This window comes from uncultured Roseobacter sp. (assembly GCF_947499265.1).
In the GTDB taxonomy this organism is placed as follows: Bacteria; Pseudomonadota; Alphaproteobacteria; order Rhodobacterales; family Rhodobacteraceae; genus Roseobacter.
On the sequence record NZ_CANMNK010000006.1, the window covers coordinates 414967 to 432605 of the forward strand.

Genomic DNA, 17639 nt, shown 5'->3' on the forward strand with positions numbered 1-17639 from the left:
ATCACACCAAAAGCGCTGCCACAAAAAAGAACAGCGGGATCATGCCTGTATCCCGGTTGGCGCGGAAAAGCTGCAGCAGTTTCGCACTGTCTTCGATGTCCAGACCGCGCAGCTGCCAGGCCATGTGCCAGCCCATGGCCCAGGGACCGGCCAGCACCAGCACCATGGCCATGACGTTCGCCTGCGGCAGGGCGGTGAAGATGACTGCTAGCCCCATCAGCCCCACAGTGGCCATCAGAAAACGCCGCAGCCACGCCGGGCTCTTGTCGCCAAAGAGGCGCGCGGTAGACTTTATGCCGATCAATGCGTCGTCTTCGGTGTCCTGATGCGCATAGATCGTGTCGTAAAAAAGCGTCCATGCGATCCCCGCGAGATAGAGCACAACAGCCGGCGCTTGCAATGTGCCGCTATGGGCGGTCCAGGCCAGCAATGCGCCCCAGTTGAAGGCCAGGCCCAGAAACACCTGCGGCCACCACGTGAATCGCTTGGCAAAAGGGTAGATCGCCACCGGCAGCAGGGCCAGAATGCCCAGGGCAATAGCGGCCAGATTGAAGGTCAGCAGAATGCCGAAGGCCAGCAGCGATTGTAGGCACATCCAGATCACGGCCCCGCGCATACTCACCTGACCGGAGGGGATGGGGCGTGAGCGCGTCCGGTCCACGCTGCCGTCGAAGTCGCGGTCGGTGATGTCATTCCAGGTGCATCCGGCGCCACGCATCAGCCACGCGCCGAACCCGCAGCCCACCGCAATCCACAGGTCATGCCAGCTCGCCTGCTGGTCGTGCAGCATCGCAAGCGTCAGACCCCACCAGCAGGGCAGCAGCAGCAGCCAGGTGCCAATCGGTCGGTCCGCCCGGCTGAGCCGCAGATAGGGGCGTGTCCACGCGGGCGCCGTCGTATCGACCCAATTGTCTTTTACCGCATCTGCAACCTGACCATCTGGTGCTGCCTTGAGGTCTTGCATATGTATCTCTCCATGGACCGTAACGTGATCGCCAAAATCAGGCTTTATGTAGAGCACGCCTTGGGGCAGGGGCAATCTGTTCCAGTGTCGCGGGAGCAGGCGCATTATCTCTTTGGCGTGATGCGGCTTGGCGTCGGCGCACAGGTGTTGTTGTTCGACGGGCAAAATGGCGAGTGGCGGGCGGAGGTCGTAGAGGCCGGAAAACGCGGCGGCACATTGGTGGTTTCGGAGCAGACCAAGCCGCTGCAGATGCCGCCCGATCTGTGGCTGATCTTTGCGCCGATCAAGAAGGCACGCACTGATTTCATTGTGGAAAAATCTGTCGAAATGGGTGTGTCGCGTATTCTGCCGGTGCAGACCGATTTCACCAACGCGGGCCGCATCCAGCGGGACCGGTTGCAGGCCCATGCGGTGGAGGCTGCGGAGCAATGCGGGGCCAGCTATGTGCCCGATGTTGCGGAGATGGTGCGCCTTGATCGGTTGCTGGCGGATTGGGACAAATCCCGCCAGATCATGTTTTGCGACGAAGCAAAGGTGGCCTCAAAGCCCACCTTACCGGCGTTGGCGAGCCCCTGGGCGGTTCTGATTGGGCCCGAAGGCGGGTTTTCTCCGGCGGAGCGTGACCGGTTGCAACGATTGACGCATGCTCATCCCGTATCATTGGGCCCCAGGATTCTACGCGCCGATACGGCGGCGGTGGCGGCGCTGACACTCTGGCAACATCAGTTGGGGGACTGGCAGTGATACGCCCGGAGGCCAAAGCGCAGCTTTTGCGCTGGCGAGAAGCCCTGGCGGGCTTAGGTCTGGCCGGGCTCGGGACATGGTGGCTCATAGGCCCCGGGCGGTTGTTGATCCTGCCTGCCATCGGGTTGGTGATCGCGGGACTGGGGCTGATTTGGGTGGGCGTCCAACGCGCACGGTTCAGAAGCAGCGGCGATGGTCCGGGCGTAGTGCGCGTCGATGAGGGGCAGATCACCTATTTCGGTCCGCTCACAGGCGGCGCTGTCGCGCTGCGAGAGATGTCACAGCTCACGCTCGACAAGGCGCTTTACCCGGCCCATTGGCGTTTGCAGCAGCCCGGTCAGCCGGAATTGCTGATCCCGGTGACCGCAGAAGGGGCCGACGCCCTTTTTGATGCCTTTGCGACGCTTGCGGGCTTGCGCACGGAACGGATGCTGCACGCGTTGCACGAGGAGGGCAAACACCAGATCGTGATCTGGCAGCGCGCCTCCGCGAAAAATGCACACCTTTCTCTGCATTGACACCCTGGAAAAATCATCCCATCCCTGACGGTTCAAACGCATCAGTTGAACGAACGGAGCCTCCGATATGTCCATTCCCCAGTCCGGCGGCGGTCCGATCACATCCCATGACCAGCTGGCGCAATATCTCGCCGACGGATGCAAGCCGAAAGACCAATGGCGTATTGGCACGGAGCACGAGAAATTCGGATATTGCAAAGACACCCTGAAACCGCTGCCCTATGAGGGGGAGCGCTCCATCCGGGTGATGCTCGAAGGGCTGCGGGACATGCACGGCTGGTCGCCGGTGACCGAGGGCGGGCTGCTGATCGGGCTGGAAAAGGATGGTGCCAACATCAGCCTGGAACCGGGCGGGCAGCTGGAACTCAGCGGTGGGCCGCTGGAGACGATCCACGAGACCTGCGACGAGGTGAACACCCATCTGCGCGAAGTTCAGGACGTGGCCGACAAGATCGGGGCGGGGTTCATCGGGCTGGGGGCCGCGCCGATCTGGACCCATGACGACATGGATTTGATGCCCAAGGGCCGCTACAAGCTGATGAACGAATACATGACCAAAGTGGGCACGATGGGCCGGGTCATGATGCGCCGCACCTGCACGGTTCAGGTCAACCTCGATTTCGCCTCCGAGGCGGATATGGTCAAGAAGATGCGCGTGGCGCTCGCCCTGCAACCCATCGCCACCGCGCTTTTTGCGAATTCTCCCTTCTTTGAGGGCAAGGTGAATGGCCACAAATCCTGGCGGTCCCGCGTCTGGCGCGATCTTGATGCAGCCCGCACGGGCACGTTGCCTTTCGTCTTCAAAGACGGCATGGGGTTCGAGGCCTGGGTCCAATACGCGCTGGATGTGCCGATGTATTTTGTCTATCGCGATGGCAAATACATTGACGCGCTGGGCATGTCGTTTCGAGACTTCCTCAAGGGCCAGTTGCCCGCGCTGCCCGGGGAAATCCCGACCCTTTCGGACTGGGCGGACCATCTCACCACCGCTTTCCCCGAGGCGCGCACCAAGAAATACATCGAAATGCGCGGGGCCGATGGTGGTCCGTGGCGCAGGCTTTGTGCGCTGCCCGCCTTCTGGGTGGGCATGATGTATGATGAAACTGCGCTTGATGCCGCCTGGGACATCGCCAAGACCTGGGATGCTGAGACCCGCGAAGGGCTGCGCGTGGCCGCCTCTGTGGACGGGCTGCAAGCGGAAGTGAACGGCATCAAGATGCACGACATTGCGCGCGAAGCCGTGGCGATCAGTCACGCAGGCCTCAAGGCGCGCGCCCGTCCCGGCGCGGGCGGCATGGTGCCTGACGAGACGCATTTCCTGAACGCGCTGCATGAGAGCATCGAGACCGGTAAAGCGCCCGCAGATGAGCTGCTCGACCACTACCACGGCGACTGGAACGGTGATCTCACACGGATTTACGCGGAATACTCGTATTGATGTCTCGCAGGCGGCCTGTGACCACCTTTAGCAACGCTGACCTTGCTGCTGTCTAGAATTTACCGACAAGCGGCGATCCGTCAGTCCGCGTGAAGGTTGCCCCGTGTTTGTCATGCCGTTTGATCACATCGTGATCGGGATAATGGACCGCGCCTGCTTCGGCCCGCGTGCCCAGAACCAGCATCACTGCGTCCCCTGCCGAACGGTTTTCCAGACAATGGGCTGTCGGTTCACCGGCCTTCCATCCTGCAGCGTCCCCCGCGTTGAGGATGGTTTCCTCATCTTCAATCAGCACGAGTTCTCCCGATATCAAATAGATCAACTCGTCTTCGGTCTCGTGCCAATGGCGATGCGATGATCGCGAACCGGGAGGAAGCCGCTCCAGCCGTACACCGACCTGGGTCAATCCCACAGCATCGCCCAGATGAATTTCTGCATAAGGGCCATCATCCTGCCCGGAGATCGGATTTGGCGCGCCGTCGTGCTCGGACCATTCACGGCCAGTGATCTTCGGCATAGCGTCATTTGCTCCACATATGATTTGTGAACATAGCTTACCAAACACCGCCTGCGTGGTCATCAAGGCGCAGAACGGATCGGCGCCTGCCCGCAGAGATATTGGGGCGATGGCAGTATTGTTGAGACTGTTCACAGGAACGAAAAAGCCCCGGAAGGTACTCCGGGGCTTTCCTATTTTCGCTGTGGTGGCAGTTTACTGCGGGATTTCGCCCGTCAGACCTTCGACGTAGAAGTTCATGCCCGCGAGCGTGCCGTCATCGGCCACCTCACCATCTGCCAGCCAGTCGCTGCCGTCCTGCTTTTTCAGCGGGCCGGTGAAGGGATGATAGGAGCCATCGGCAATCGCGGCCTTCATCGCCAGCGCTTCCTCTTTCACATCCGCTGGCACCGCGTCGGAAATCTCGCCAATGGCTACCATGCCAGCGCCGATGCCGTCCCAGGTGTCGGTGCTTTCCCAGGTGCCGTCGATCACCGCCTGCGTGCGCGCGATGTAGTAGGGCGCCCAGTCATCGATGATCGAGGAGACGCGCGGGAAAGGCGCGTATTGGCCCATGTCGGAGGCCTGACCGAATGTCACCACATTGCCCGCTTCCTGAGCAGCGGCCTGTGGCGCAGTGGAATCAGTGTGCTGCAACACCACGTCGGCACCTTGTTCGATCAACGCGCGGGCCGCATCAGCTTCTTTGGCCGGATCGAACCAAGTGTAGGCCCAAATGATCTTGAACTCGACATCTGGGTTGACCTTGGCCGCGTGGATATAGGCGGCGTTGATCCCCCGGATCACTTCCGGGATCGGGTAGGAGGCGATGTAGCCGATGATGTTGGACTTGGTCATCTTGCCCGCGATGTGGCCCTGAATGGCGCGTCCCTCATAGAAGCGTGCCGAATAGGTCGAGACATTGTCGGAGCGCTTGTAGCCCGTCGCGTGTTCGAATTTCACATCCGGGAATTTCGCGGCGATGTTGATCGTCGGGTCCATGTAGCCAAAGGAGGTGGTGAAGATCAGGTCGGCCCCATCGAGCGCCATCTGAGTCATCACGCGCTCGCTGTCCGGGCCTTCGGCGACGTTCTCGACGTAGACGGTTTCGACCGCATCGCCCAAGGCTTCTTCAACCGCCAGACGGCCCTTGTTGTGTTCATATGTCCAGCCGCCGTCGCCGATTGGGCCGACAAAGACGAAGCCGACTTTGGTCTTCTCATGGCCATCCGCATAGGCGCCAGCGGCCAAGCCGAGTGCCACCGCGGCACTGGCCAGAAGGGTTTTGATTTTCATTTCAGGTCTTCCCCATGTTGAGCCGCCCCTTAACTGAGGCGTTGATTGGCCCCTAGTGAGAGGCGTGGAACGTTCGGCCCAGAGAGCCGGGTGCAGCACTCTTGTCTGCAGATAAGACGACGAGCACAATGATCGTTATGACATACGGCGACATTGCCAGATATTCCACCGGAATGGCAACGCCAGCGCCTTGCAGATTCAGTTGCAATTGTGTGATCCCGCCAAAAAGATAGGCACCCAGCAGCACGCGCCAGGGCTTCCAACTGGCGAAAACCACCAGTGCGAGAGCAATCCAGCCGACACCTGCGGTCATCCCTTCGGTCCATTGCGGGACGCGAATGAGGCTGATGTAGGCACCGCCCATGCCCGCACAGGCCCCACCAAACATGATCGCCAGCGTCCGGATGCGCACAACCTTGTATCCCAACGCATGGGCCGCATCGTGATTTTCACCCACCGCGCGCAGGACCAGACCGGCGCGGGTGAATTTCAGGACCGCCCAGACCATGGCGACCAGCAGCAGGCCGAAATACAAAATGGGATCATGCGAAAACAGGATGGGGCCGATCACGGGAATATCCGCCAAGGGACCGAAATTGAAATCGGCCATGCGCGGGGGTTTGATCCCCACATACCCCTGGCCCAGAAGGGCGGACAGTCCCAGCCCAAAAAGAGTGAGCGCAAGCCCTGACGCGACCTGATTGGCCAGTGTGATCTGCGTGAGAAAGGCGAAAAGCAGGCTCAGCACGGCACCGCCCAGGGCGGCAGCGATAAAGCCCGTGAGCGGCGAGCCGGTTTCCACCGCAATCGCAAAGCCGCAAATGGCGCCGAGGATCATCATCCCCTCGACCCCAAGGTTCAGCACGCCCGCGCGTTCCACTACCAATTCGCCGGTCGCCGCCAACAGAATGGGCGTGGCCGCGCTCATCAAAGCAGCGATCAGCAGGATCGGATTGATCACGGACAGATCCATTACGCTGCCTCCGTCCGGCCGAACTGCAGCCGGTAGTTGGTAAAAAGATCGAGCGCCAGAAGAAAAAACAACAGCATGCCCTGAAACACCTGAATGGCGGCGGCGGGCAGGCCAAGCTGGCTCTGTGCGATGTCGCCGCCAATGTAGGTCAGCGCCATCAGCAACCCGGCCAGCACGATGCCAATGGGATGCAACCGACCCAGAAAGGCTACGATGATCGCGGTAAAACCATATCCGACATTGAAATCGATGCTGACCTGACCCGCCGGACCTGAAACCTCAAACAGCCCGGCAAGACCTGCAAGCATGCCCGAGGTGCCCAGACAAAAGAGCAGCAGGCGACTGGGGTTCACACCGGAAAAACGCGCGGCGCGTGGCGCTTCTCCGGTGACGCGAACCGCGAACCCAAGCCGGTGCCGCGCCAGGAGGACATAAGCGAAAATCACGGCGATCAGGGCGGCCACCACCCCCCAATGCATGCCCGATCCAGCGATGATCTCGGCATTATGCGCGGACGCATATTGTTGCAGGTTGCGACTGCCGGGAAACCCAAAACCTTCGGGGTTTTTCAATAACCCCAATGACATGGAGGCCAGAAACTGCTCCGCCACATAGACCAGCATCAGGGAGACCAGGATTTCGTTGGTGCCGAATTTAACCTTCAGAAGCGCCGGGATCATCGCCCAGGCCCACCCGCCAAAGGCGCCTGCCAGAACCATCGCAGGAAAGATCAGCACGCTTTCCGTTGGATAAAACGCCAGCCCCATGCCCGCACCGAAAAGCGCGCCCATGATATATTGTCCTTCGGCCCCGATGTTCCAGATGCCCGCTTTGAACCCAAGGCTCAGCCCAATCGCAATCAACACCAGCGGCGCCCCTTTGATCAGCAATTGGGGGCGGTAATAAAACGCAAACTCACCAAACAGGGGCTCCCAGAAAATCGTCATGATCGACTGCACCGGGTCCTTGCCGAGCGCCGCAAACAACAGCCCGCCAAACAGAAATGTCGCCAAAACCGCCAGCAGAGGCGTGACATACGCAAAAAACCGGCTCGGCTGCGGCCGCTTCTCCAACCGGATCATGAGATTGGCCCGCGTTTCTTCTGGCCGGAAATATCCTCGCCGAAGGCAAGAAAACTCTTTTGGTGCAACAGGCTACACATGCGCCACCTCCATCCCATGTGCGCCCCCCATCAGCAGGCCAATCTCTTCCACCGTAAGCCCATCCGTGCTGCGAGGTTCCGACAACCGCCCTTCGTTGAGCGCAGCAAAGCGGTCGGAGATTTCCATCAACTCGTCGAGATCCTGACTGATCACGATCACCGCGGCCCCATCGGTCGCCAGATCCAGCAGCGCCTGACGAATGGCCGCAGCAGCAGACGCATCCACCCCCCAGGTCGGTTGGTTGACCACCAGCACCTCCGGGCGCTGCAACACTTCCCGCCCGATCACGAATTTCTGCAGGTTACCGCCGGACAGCGAACGCGCCGCATTCCCCGCGCCGGGCGTGCGCACATCGAAGGTTTCGATGATCCTCTCGGCAAACCCGCGCGCGGCGGGCCAATTGAGAAACCCTTTCTTTTCAAGCTGCTCGCGCGCGGCACCGGTCAGCATTGCGTTTTCGGTCAACGACATGTCAGGGGCCGCAGCGTGTCCCAACCGCTCCTCTGGCGCAGCCAGCAGACCGGCAATTCGGCGCGCATTGGGACCCAAAGCGCCGATGTCCACGCCCTTCAGATGAACCATACCTTCAGGCGCGCGCATTTCGCCCGACAGGGCGGCAAGCAATTCATCTTGACCATTGCCCGCAACCCCGCCGATGCCCAGCACCTCGCCCTTGCGCAGGGACACGGAGATATCGCGCAACGGCATGCCGAAGGCCGAGGGCGAAGGCCGGGACAACCCGCGCAATTCCAGCAGCGTGTCGCCCAGAGTGACGCTGGGGCGGGAAGGTGTGCTCAGCACCTTGCCCACCATCATCTCGGCCATTTCCCGTGCCGTCGTGTCGCGCGGAATACATTCCCCAACAACCTTTCCCAATCGCAGAATGGTCGCGGCATCGCAGAGCGCACGGATTTCCTCAAGCTTATGAGAAATATACAGAATTGCGGTGCCCTCTGCACTGAGCTTGCGCAGTGTTTCAAACAGAATTTCCACCTCCTGCGGGGTCAGAACGGAGGTTGGTTCATCCATGATCAACAGCTTGGGATCCTGCAGCAGACACCGAATGATCTCGACCCGCTGGCGCTCACCCGCGGACAGATCGCCGACGATCCGGTCGGGCGCAAGCGGCAGCCCGTAAGTGTCGGACACCTTTCTGATCTGTTCGGAGAGGGCGCGCAGTTTCGGCGCATTCTCCATGCCCAGGGCGATGTTTTCCGCAACACTCAGGGCGTCAAAGAGCGAAAAATGCTGAAACACCATGCCGACACCGGCAGCCCGCGCGGCGCGGGGCTCGAGCGGTGCATAGGGCGCGCCGTGCATCTGCATCGTCCCCTGGTCCGGTTTCACCAACCCGTAGATCATTTTCACCAGGGTCGATTTCCCCGCGCCATTTTCACCCAGCAGGGCGTGGACTTCCCCCGGTGCAATCGAGAGCGACACGGTGTCATTGGCCACGACGCCCGGGTAGGCTTTGGTCAGCCCATCCAGAGCCAGTAGGGCAGTCATGCGCGCGTCTCCCATGCGGTGGTTTTTGCTTGCCGGGCCGCTATTAGCTCGGAGGCGACGCCAATGGCAATCGCATGCGGATGCTTACCCAACTCCGGTCGTCCGATCGGGCAGGTGATCCGGGCGATCTGGTCAGGCCCATGCCCCAGGTCGCGCAGTCGATTGCGAAACCGCGCCCACTTCGTCGCAGACCCTATCAGGCCTGCAAAGGCGAACCCATGCCCCAGCAATCGGTGGCACAGCTCCAGATCCAGCGCATGTGAAAACGTAACAATCAAATGCTCCGCATCATGTGGTGCATAGGGTATCAGATCTGCGGGTTGTCGGGCGCAAAGCTGCGTCACGCCATCGGGCATGTCGGCTGGAAACCGTTCGGATTGCGTGTCCACCCAGGTGATCTGAACATCCGGAAGCGGGTGCAAAACAGCAATCAATGCCCGCCCCACATGCCCCGCTCCCCAAATCCAGATCGCGCGCGTGGGCTGGCTGATGGGCTCCACCACCCAACCATCGCGATATGTCGGTACGGGTCGCTGGCCCCTGTTGCGCAACTGGCTGCGTGCCCGTGTGACGCTGAGCGGTTCCGGCCCCTTGCCGCGGGCGATCATGTCCTGCGGCAGCGCCTGCGCGCGCGTCAAATCATAGTACTCCGTCAGCATTTCCACCGCACCCCCGCAACATTGACCCATGTCAGGGCCAAGTGCGTGGCGTGTTACCGCATCCGCGCCGGTTTCCAGCTGCCTGCGCGCTGCCTGCGTCAAGGCGTGCTCCAATGCACCTCCGCCAACTGTGCCGGATTGTCCATCGCGCCACACCAGCATGGACGCCCCCACCTCGCGCGGCGCGGAGCCTTTGACGCTGGCGACCACCACACGCGCCACCCTGCCATGCGCCCGGCAGGCCTCGATCAATGCAGCGCGGTCAAAAGACATCAGATGCCTCCCCGTGCCCGCTCAACGCCGGCCAGAACAGCCTCAGCGGTCGCGGGTGTCTGCAGATCGGCGTAGTGTGGGCCACAGGATTGCACCGCATCACATAGGGCCGAATAAGCGGAGATGCCCAGCATCAACGGCGGCTCGCCCACCGCCTTGGATCGGTAAACGGTTTCCTCGCGGTTTTCGCCGTCCCAGAGCGCGACGTTGAAAATATCAGGGCGATCGGAACAGGCCGGGATCTTGTAGGTCGAGGGCGCATGCGTGCGCAAACGTCCGGCGTCGTCCCAGACAAGTTCCTCGGTTGTGAGCCAGCCTGCGCCCTGCACATACCCGCCTTCGATCTGGCCAATATCAATGCCGGGGTTCAGCGATGCGCCCGCGTCATGCAGGATATCAGCGCGCAGGATGCGGTTTTCCCCGGTCAGCGTGTCGACCACCACTTCGGTGACCGCGGCGCCATAGGCGAAGTAGAAAAATGGGCGACCTTCGCCCTTGATCCGGTCCCATTCCAGCTTGGGTGTCTTGTAAAACCCGGTCGCCGACAGGCTCACACGCGCGAAATAGGCCATCTGGGCAACTTCGGCGAAACTGTACGTGGCTCCCGCCACCAGCACCTCGCCGCCCACGAACCGGACGTCCATGGCCTCGCACTGATGCCGTTCGGCCAGCAGATCGGCCATGCGCGCGCGGATCGTGTCGCAGGCGGCCTGCACCGCCATCCCATTGAGATCGCTGCCGGAAGAGGCCGCCGTGGCGGAGGTGTTGGGCACCTTGCCTGTATCCGTCGCTGTGATCTTCACCTGCCCCACATCGACACCAAACCTCGCGGCGGCGACCTGGGCAACCTTCTGAAACAGGCCTTGCCCCATTTCGGTGCCACCGTGGTTCAGATGGATGGAGCCGTCCTGATAGACATGCACCAGCGCACCCGCCTGATTGAGATGTGTCAGCGTAAATGAAATGCCGAATTTCACGGGCGTCAGCGCGATACCTTTTTTCAACACAGGGTTTTGCGCGTTCCAGTCCAAGACCGATGCGCGCCGCGCCGCGTAGTCGCTGCTGTCAACAAGGCGCTCGATCATCTTGGGCAGGACGAAATCCTCGACCTCCTGACCGTAAGGCGTGGTGTTGCGTTTCTTCTGGCCGGAAATATCCTCGCCGAAGGCATAGAAGTTTTTCTGCCGCACCGCCAAGGGATCCAACCCCAGATGTGTGGCGATATGGTCCATGACCCGCTCGATCCCCAACATCCCCTGCGGCCCGCCAAACCCGCGAAAGGCCGTGGCACTTTGCGTATTGGTTTTTAGCCGGTGACTGGTGATGCGCACGGCGGGCAGGAAATAGGCATTGTCGGCGTGCAGCATGGCCCGGTCCGCCACTGGCAGCGACAGATCCTGCGCCCAGCCGCACCGTGCATAATGGGTGAAATCAATGCCTTCGATCCTGCCATCGACATCAAAGCCCACGGTGTAATCGATGCGAAAATCATGGCGCTTGCCGGTGATGATCATGTCGTCATCCCGATCATATCGCATCCGGCAGGGGCGTCCCGTTTGCGCGGCCACCACGGCGCAGGCCACGGCCAGCGCATTGCCCTGACTTTCCTTGCCGCCAAACCCGCCGCCCATGCGCCGGGTTTCCACGCGGACGGCGTGCATGGGTTTGCCCAGGGCCTCTGCCACCTTGTGCTGGATTTCTGTGGGGTGCTGGGTGGAGCTCATCACGACCATATCGCCCCCCTCCTGGGGCAGCGCGAGCGCGGCCTGGCCTTCGAGGTAGAAATGCTCCTGCCCGCCCACATGCAACCGGCCTGTGATGCGGTGGGATGCTTGCGGCAAGGCCGCCTCGACATCGCCGCGGGTGTAGACACGGGGGCCGTCCTCAAAACGGCTGTTTTGCGCCATCGCATCGTCAATGGTCAGGATCGCGGGTGTCTCGGTGGGGTCGATCTGCCCCAACCGCGCGGCCTGTCTTGCGGCCAGATGCGAGCTTGCGGCCACCACAAAGAGCGGCTGCCCCACGTAGTGCACGCGGTTCGTAGCCAGCAGCGGTTCATCGTGGTTCGACGGCGATACGTCATTGTCAAAGGGCAGGTCCGAGGCGGTCAACACGGCAGCCACACCGGGGGCATCGCGCACCGCAGCCAGATCGATCCCGTTCAACCGTCCCGCTGCCACGTGCGACATCCCAAACGCCAGATGCAACGCGTCCTTCGGCACAGGGATATCGTCGATATAGCGTGCAGCTCCCGTCACGTGCAAAGCGGCGGCATCATGGGGCAGGGGCTTGGCCACGCTCATGGCATCACCTCAAGCGCATTTGCTGCAACGCCTTGATCCTCATGCCAATACCTCAGCAGCATGTTCTGCGCCGTTTTCATCCGGTAGGTCGCGCTGGCGCGCATGTCTGACAGGGGCTCGAAGTCCGATGCCATGGCCCGCATCGCGGCGCGCACGGTCGCCTCAGACCAGGGCGCGCCCATCAGGGCCGCCTCGGCACCAGCTGCCCGTTTCGGGATGCCAGCCATGCCACCAAATGCAATACGGGCCGCAGTGGCGCGCCCGTTTTCCGTGGCGATCGAAAAGCATCCGCAAACGGCGGAGATGTCCTGATCATAGCGCTTTGACAGCTTGTAGCACTTCAGGTAGTCCGGGCCGCGCGGGATTGTGATGGCTTCGACGAATTCACCGGGTCGGCGATCCTGCTTGCCATAATCGATAAAGAAGTCTTCGAGCGGCATATTCCGCCGCTCACTTCCCAACCGCAAGTGCACGCGCGCGGCCAGCGCGATCAGTGCCGGGGGGCCGTCACCAATCGGCGAGCCATTGGCGATATTCCCGCCGATGGTGGCGGCATTGCGCACCTGAACCGACCCGTAGCGCCGGATCAACTCGGCGAATGAGGGATGATGCGGGGCAATGGCATCTTCCAGTTCGGTCAACGTCGTCATCGCGCCGATGCGAATGGTGTCGTCCGTCCGCGCGACGCCGCGCAGGTCGGCACATCCGTTCAAAAACGCCACAGGGCCAAGTGGACGGAATTCCTTTGTCACCCAAAGACCGACATCCGTTGCACCGGCGATCAGGGTGGCATCGGGATGGGCCTGATACCAGGTGGCTAGATCATCGCTGGTTTCGGGTTGGAATAGGGCATCGCTACCTTTGTTTTTGGATTTTGCGACCGGCGCATCCCGCATATGATCGGGGACGGGTGCTGCCTCTGCCGCCTCCGCGGCGCGCACAATCGGGGCATATCCGGTGCAGCGGCACAGGTTGCCTGCAAGCTGCGTGTCATGATCCTTGCGATGGTTCAAATGGGCCGTGGCCATGGAGACCACAAATCCCGGGGTGCAAAATCCGCATTGGCTGCCATGATGATCAATCATCGCCTGCTGCACCGGATGCAACGCGCCATCTGGCGCGGCGATCCCCTCGATGGTGCGCACCGCTTTGCCGTTCAACTGCGGCAGGAACAAGATACAGGCATTGAATGTCCGAGCACCGAGCGCATCCGTGATCATGACCGAACACGCCCCGCAATCACCTTCATTGCAGCCCTCTTTGGTGCCTGTCAGTCCGCGCGCCTCTCTGAGCCAGTCCAGCAGGGTGGTGGTCGGCGCCACATCTCGCAGCACCACTGTTTCTCCGTTCAGGCGAAACGTTATCTCCATTCGGTCAGATCCGCCGCGGTACCAGGGGCTCTTGATGCCCGTCGTTCGATGCGGCGTAGAACGACAGACGAGTAGGACGATCCAAAGGCTAAGCGGGTGCGCAGTTGATTTGCAAGGGAAAAGGCGTCCGCCCGGCGCGCGCAGCAGGCTCAATGTCTAAAATTACGCGTGGCCCATTCTTGGTACTGGCGGGTCGGACATGGCTGATCTAGGTTTGACGCATGAGCACATCTCCCCGATTCATTCACCTGCGCAGCCACTCGGAATACTCCCTGCTGGAAGGGGCGCTGCGTCTGAAGAAACTGCCCGGATTATGCGCCGATGCGCAGATGCCGGCGCTGGCGTTGACCGATACCAACAACATGTTTGCTGCCCTGGAGTTTTCAGTTGCGATGTCCGGCGCCGGGCTGCAACCCATCCTCGGCTGCCAGGTGGATGTTGCTTATGTCGAGACCCGCCCGGGCGAGAAGCCCCGCGCGCCTGCCGCACTGGTGTTGCTGGCACAGTCAGAGGCCGGGTACGAGAACCTGATGAAGCTTAACTCCTGCCTCTACATCGACAAGGGCGGGGCTTTGCCGCAGGTTTCGCTGGATGAATTGCAGGCCCATGCGGCGGATGTGATCTGCCTGACCGGTGGGCCGGAGGGACCCGTAGGCAAGTTGCTGCAAGCCGGGCAACGCCCCGCGGCACAGGATCTGATGGACCGGTTGAAATCCGTCTTTGCCGACAGGCTCTATGTTGAATTGCAGCGTCATCCGAACGAGGGGGGGCAGCCGGAAGCGGAGCGTCTGACGGAGCGCGGGTTTGTCGAGATGGCCTATGCGATGGATGTGCCGCTTGTAGCGACAAATGATGTCTATTTCCCCAAATCTGAGATGTATGAGGCACATGACGCGCTGATCTGTATTGCCGAAGGGGCCTATGTCGATCAGCAGGATGCGCGCCGCCGTCTGACCGCCCAGCACTATTTCAAGTCGCAGACCGAAATGGTGACGCTCTTTGCCGATCTGCCTGAAGCGATCGAGAACACGGTTGAAATCGCAAAGCGTTGCGCGTTTCAGGCCTATCGGCGCGATCCGATCCTGCCGAAATTTGCGGATAATGAGATTGAGGAGCTGCGCCAGCAATCCCATGCGGGCCTCAAGGATCGGCTGGCGGTCATCCCGCATGCGGCTAGCGTTGATGAGTATGAAAAGCGGCTCGATTTCGAGCTGGGGATCATCGAGGGGATGGGGTTCCCCGGCTACTTCCTGATCGTTGCGGATTTTATCAAATGGGCCAAGGACAATGACATCCCCGTGGGGCCGGGGCGGGGTTCGGGTGCGGGTTCGCTGGTGGCCTATGCGCTGACCATCACGGACCTCGATCCGCTGCGCTATAACCTGCTGTTTGAGCGGTTTCTGAACCCCGAACGGGTATCCATGCCTGACTTCGATATCGACTTCTGCATGGATCGGCGGGAAGAGGTCATTCGGTACGTTCAAGACAAGTATGGCCGCGACAAGGTAGGCCAAATCATCACTTTTGGTGCGCTTTTGTCAAAGGCTGCGGTGCGTGATATCGGCCGTGTTCTGCAAATGCCCTATGGTCAAGTGGACCGATTGTCCAAAATGATCCCGGTGGAGGGCGTCAAACCCGTATCCATCGAAAAGGCGCTGGCCGACGAGCCGCGCCTGCGTGAAGAGGCGCGCAACGAAGAGGTTGTTGCGCGGCTTCTGGAATACGGCCAGCAGGTCGAGGGGCTGCTGCGGAACGCTTCGACCCATGCGGCGGGTGTGGTCATCGGGGACCGGCCGCTGGACGCGCTTGTCCCGCTCTATCAGGACCCGCGTTCGGACATGCCTGCCACCCAGTTCAACATGAAATGGGTGGAGCAGGCCGGGTTGGTCAAATTCGATTTTCTGGGCCTGAAAACGCTGACCGTGATCCAGAATGCGGTGGATCAGATCAAGGCCTCGGGCCGGCATCTGCACATCGCTGCAGATGGGACGGAGCTCTTTGAGCCGCCCGAAGGGTTGGAAGACGATATTGGCACCATCCCACTGGACGATGAAGCCTCTTACAAGCTCTATGCCTCCGCCAAGACGGTTGCGGTGTTTCAGGTGGAAAGTTCGGGCATGATGGATGCGCTCAAGCGCATGAAACCCACCTGCATCGAGGATATCGTGGCGCTTGTGGCGCTCTACCGGCCCGGCCCGATGGAAAACATCCCGACCTATTGCGAGGTCAAGAACGGGCTGAAAGAACGCACCTCCATCCACCCGCTGATCGACGATATTCTCGAAGAAACACAAGGCATTATCGTTTATCAGGAACAGGTGATGCAGATCGCGCAGGTCATGGCGGGCTACAGCCTGGGCGGCGCGGATCTGCTGCGCCGCGCCATGGGCAAGAAGATCGCCGAGGAGATGGCCAAGGAACGCCCGAAATTCGAAAAGGGCGCGCAGGAAAACGGGGTGGACAAGAAAAAGGCCACCGAAGTGTTCGACCTGTTGGAGAAATTCGCCAACTACGGGTTCAACAAATCGCATGCCGCGGCCTATGCGGTCGTCAGCTACCAAACCGCCTGGCTCAAGGCCAACCATCCGGTGGAATTCATGGCCGGGGTGATGAACTGCGATATCCACCTCACGGACAAGCTCGCCGTTTACTTCGAAGAGGTGCGCAAGCGGTTGGAACTGCCTTGGGTGCCGCCTTGCGTGAACCGCTCTGATGCCACGTTCAAAGTGGTCGATGGCGCGCTGGTCTATGCATTGGGCGCGCTCAAGAACGTCGGTGTTGAGGCGATGAAACTGATCACGGACGGCAGGGGGGATAAACCCTTTACCACGCTCTTTGATCTCGCCCGCCGGGTGGATTTGAAGCGCGTTGGCAAACGCCCGCTGGAGATGCTGGCGCGGTCCGGCGCTTTCGATCAGTTGGATCCAAACCGCCGCCGCGTGTTCGGCGCACTCGATCCGCTGGTCGGATATTCTGCTGCCATTCACGAGCAGAAAGCCTCCAACCAGGTGTCGCTTTTCGGCGAGGCGGGCGATGACCTGCCCGAACCGAGGTTGCATCCCGTAGATGATTGGTTGCCCGCCGAACGGCTGAGCGAAGAATTCAAGGCCGTGGGCTTTTACCTCTCCGGCCATCCGCTTGATGACTATATGGGGCCGCTCAAACGCAAGGGCATCCTGACGCTGGATGAGGTCATGGCCAAAGCTGAAAGCGGGCCGATGAACGCAAAACTGGCGGGTGTTGTTGCCGGACGGCAGGAGCGCAAATCGGCGCGTGGCAACCGGTTCGCATTTTGCCAGATGTCCGACACAACGGGTGCCTATGAGGTCACGCTCTTTTCTGAAACGCTTGAGAAATCCCGGGAACATCTGGAAACCGGCGCCAAGGTCGTGGTGGCGGTGGAGGCGACGCTGGAGGCGGATCAGCTGAAGCTGCTGGCGCGGTCGGTGTCGCCCATTGATGCCGTCGCAGCGGATGCAGGCAGTATGGGGATCAAGGTCTTTGTGGACGCACCGGAAGCGATTTCAGCCGTGGCCAGTGTGCTTGAAGGCGCGGCCAATGCGGTCAAAACCGCCGGGCGTGGGCCGGTTGAGTTTTGCCTGATGGACCCGACCCTACCGGGCGAGGTCGAGGTCGCACTGGGGCAGGACTTTGTGGTGAACCCACAAATCAAGGGGGCGATCAAATCCTTGACCGGTGTGCTGGAGGTGGAGGACCTCTAGTAATGCGGCGGGCGCTCATCGCCCACCACGATGCCCCCTGAGGATTGCGCCTCGCGCTCTCCTTCGCGCTGCATCAGCATGTGGACACGGCGTGTCAGGGTCGCAATCTCCGCTTCCTGTCTGGCAACCACATCGGAGAGGTCATCGACGGTCCGCGTCAAATGCGCAATCTGTTCTTCGAGCTTTTCCATGGCGATGTCCTTTTTGACGCCCT

The 17639-nt window shown here is 61.0% G+C and carries 14 protein-coding genes; 4 read left to right on the forward strand and 10 right to left on the reverse strand.

The genetic code is table 11. From position 1 onward, the window contains the following. Position 1 precedes the first annotated feature (1 nt). Entirely contained in the window at positions 2-964 is a 963-nt protein-coding gene (ubiA, locus tag Q1A63_RS18260; RefSeq protein WP_298973410.1) for a 4-hydroxybenzoate octaprenyltransferase, read from the reverse strand. Positions 965-976: 12 nt separating this feature from the next. Here ubiA and Q1A63_RS18265 point away from each other — a divergent pair, with 12 nt between their 5' ends. From Q1A63_RS18265 to Q1A63_RS18275, 3 genes are all read left to right on the forward strand, one after another. Next, positions 977-1708 carry a 16S rRNA (uracil(1498)-N(3))-methyltransferase gene (locus Q1A63_RS18265; protein ID WP_298973413.1) on the forward strand — a complete coding sequence of 244 codons (732 nt, stop codon included), beginning with the start codon at positions 977-979 and terminating at the stop codon, positions 1706-1708. Then, entirely contained in the window at positions 1699-2226 is a 528-nt protein-coding gene (locus tag Q1A63_RS18270) for a hypothetical protein (RefSeq protein ID WP_298973483.1), read from the forward strand. The genes Q1A63_RS18265 and Q1A63_RS18270 overlap by 10 nt, the downstream gene beginning before the upstream one ends. A 67-nt stretch (positions 2227-2293) precedes the next feature. After that, a complete protein-coding gene (locus Q1A63_RS18275) occupies positions 2294-3664 on the forward strand; it encodes a glutamate--cysteine ligase (RefSeq protein ID WP_298973416.1) in 1371 nt (456 codons plus the stop codon). Between the two features lie 52 nt (positions 3665-3716). On the opposite strand, the gene Q1A63_RS18280 is transcribed toward Q1A63_RS18275, so the two are convergent. The 8 genes from Q1A63_RS18280 to xdhA all read right to left on the reverse strand — a co-directional run bounded on the left by Q1A63_RS18280 (position 3717) and on the right by xdhA (position 13703). Next, positions 3717-4181 carry a cupin domain-containing protein gene (locus Q1A63_RS18280; RefSeq protein WP_298973419.1) on the reverse strand — a complete coding sequence of 155 codons (465 nt, stop codon included), beginning with the start codon at positions 4179-4181 and terminating at the stop codon, positions 3717-3719. 195 nt (positions 4182-4376) lie between these two features. Next, positions 4377-5456 (reverse strand): BMP family ABC transporter substrate-binding protein, encoded by a 1080-nt coding sequence (locus Q1A63_RS18285; RefSeq protein WP_298973423.1) that lies wholly within the window; start codon positions 5454-5456, stop codon positions 4377-4379. A gap of 52 nt (positions 5457-5508) precedes the next feature. Then, complete coding sequence (locus tag Q1A63_RS18290) at positions 5509-6429, reverse strand: ABC transporter permease (RefSeq protein ID WP_298973426.1); 921 nt, start codon at positions 6427-6429, stop codon at positions 5509-5511. Continuing rightward, positions 6429-7511 carry an ABC transporter permease gene (locus tag Q1A63_RS18295; protein ID WP_298973429.1) on the reverse strand — a complete coding sequence of 361 codons (1083 nt, stop codon included), beginning with the start codon at positions 7509-7511 and terminating at the stop codon, positions 6429-6431. The genes Q1A63_RS18290 and Q1A63_RS18295 overlap by 1 nt, the downstream gene beginning before the upstream one ends. Before the next feature lie 72 nt (positions 7512-7583). Next, a complete protein-coding gene (locus Q1A63_RS18300; RefSeq protein WP_298973431.1) occupies positions 7584-9098 on the reverse strand; it encodes an ABC transporter ATP-binding protein in 1515 nt (504 codons plus the stop codon). After that, positions 9095-10030, reverse strand: coding sequence for a xanthine dehydrogenase accessory protein XdhC (gene xdhC / locus Q1A63_RS18305; protein WP_298973433.1), 936 nt, complete (start codon positions 10028-10030; stop codon positions 9095-9097). Before xdhC ends, Q1A63_RS18300 begins: the two co-directional genes overlap by 4 nt. Beyond that, positions 10030-12333: a xanthine dehydrogenase molybdopterin binding subunit gene (gene xdhB, locus Q1A63_RS18310; RefSeq protein WP_298973435.1), complete on the reverse strand. Its 2304-nt coding sequence runs from the start codon at positions 12331-12333 to the stop codon at positions 10030-10032. Before xdhB ends, xdhC begins: the two co-directional genes overlap by 1 nt. Further along, complete coding sequence (xdhA, locus tag Q1A63_RS18315; protein ID WP_298973437.1) at positions 12330-13703, reverse strand: xanthine dehydrogenase small subunit; 1374 nt, start codon at positions 13701-13703, stop codon at positions 12330-12332. The genes xdhB and xdhA overlap by 4 nt, the downstream gene beginning before the upstream one ends. A 221-nt stretch (positions 13704-13924) precedes the next feature. On the opposite strand from xdhA, the gene dnaE reads away from it, so the two are divergent. Further along, positions 13925-17425 (forward strand): DNA polymerase III subunit alpha, encoded by a 3501-nt coding sequence (gene dnaE / locus Q1A63_RS18320; RefSeq protein WP_298973440.1) that lies wholly within the window; start codon positions 13925-13927, stop codon positions 17423-17425. Here the strand turns inward: dnaE and Q1A63_RS18325 are convergent. Beyond that, positions 17422-17616, reverse strand: a complete 195-nt coding sequence (locus tag Q1A63_RS18325) for a SlyX family protein (protein ID WP_298973443.1) — start codon at positions 17614-17616, stop codon at positions 17422-17424. The two genes, dnaE and Q1A63_RS18325, sit on opposite strands and share 4 nt — an antisense overlap. Between the last annotated feature and the right edge of the window lie 23 nt (positions 17617-17639).

What these genes read in the sequence shown, in the direction of transcription:
- Q1A63_RS18280 (WP_298973419.1), bottom strand. Translation starts at nt 4,181, where the DNA reads ATGCCGAAGATCACTGGCCGTGAATGGTCCGAGCACGACGGCGCGCCA.
- Q1A63_RS18300 (WP_298973431.1), bottom strand. Translation starts at nt 9,098, where the DNA reads ATGACTGCCCTACTGGCTCTGGATGGGCTGACCAAAGCCTACCCGGGC.
- ubiA (WP_298973410.1), bottom strand. Translation starts at nt 964, where the DNA reads ATGCAAGACCTCAAGGCAGCACCAGATGGTCAGGTTGCAGATGCGGTA.
- dnaE (WP_298973440.1), top strand. Translation starts at nt 13,925, where the DNA reads ATGAGCACATCTCCCCGATTCATTCACCTGCGCAGCCACTCGGAATAC.
- xdhA (WP_298973437.1), bottom strand. Translation starts at nt 13,703, where the DNA reads ATGGAGATAACGTTTCGCCTGAACGGAGAAACAGTGGTGCTGCGAGAT.
- Q1A63_RS18290 (WP_298973426.1), bottom strand. Translation starts at nt 6,429, where the DNA reads ATGGATCTGTCCGTGATCAATCCGATCCTGCTGATCGCTGCTTTGATG.
- Q1A63_RS18325 (WP_298973443.1), bottom strand. Translation starts at nt 17,616, where the DNA reads ATGGAAAAGCTCGAAGAACAGATTGCGCATTTGACGCGGACCGTCGAT.
- Q1A63_RS18295 (WP_298973429.1), bottom strand. Translation starts at nt 7,511, where the DNA reads ATGATCCGGTTGGAGAAGCGGCCGCAGCCGAGCCGGTTTTTTGCGTAT.
- Q1A63_RS18285 (WP_298973423.1), bottom strand. Translation starts at nt 5,456, where the DNA reads ATGAAAATCAAAACCCTTCTGGCCAGTGCCGCGGTGGCACTCGGCTTG.
- Q1A63_RS18265 (WP_298973413.1), top strand. Translation starts at nt 977, where the DNA reads ATGGACCGTAACGTGATCGCCAAAATCAGGCTTTATGTAGAGCACGCC.
- xdhB (WP_298973435.1), bottom strand. Translation starts at nt 12,333, where the DNA reads ATGAGCGTGGCCAAGCCCCTGCCCCATGATGCCGCCGCTTTGCACGTG.
- xdhC (WP_298973433.1), bottom strand. Translation starts at nt 10,030, where the DNA reads ATGTCTTTTGACCGCGCTGCATTGATCGAGGCCTGCCGGGCGCATGGC.
- Q1A63_RS18275 (WP_298973416.1), top strand. Translation starts at nt 2,294, where the DNA reads ATGTCCATTCCCCAGTCCGGCGGCGGTCCGATCACATCCCATGACCAG.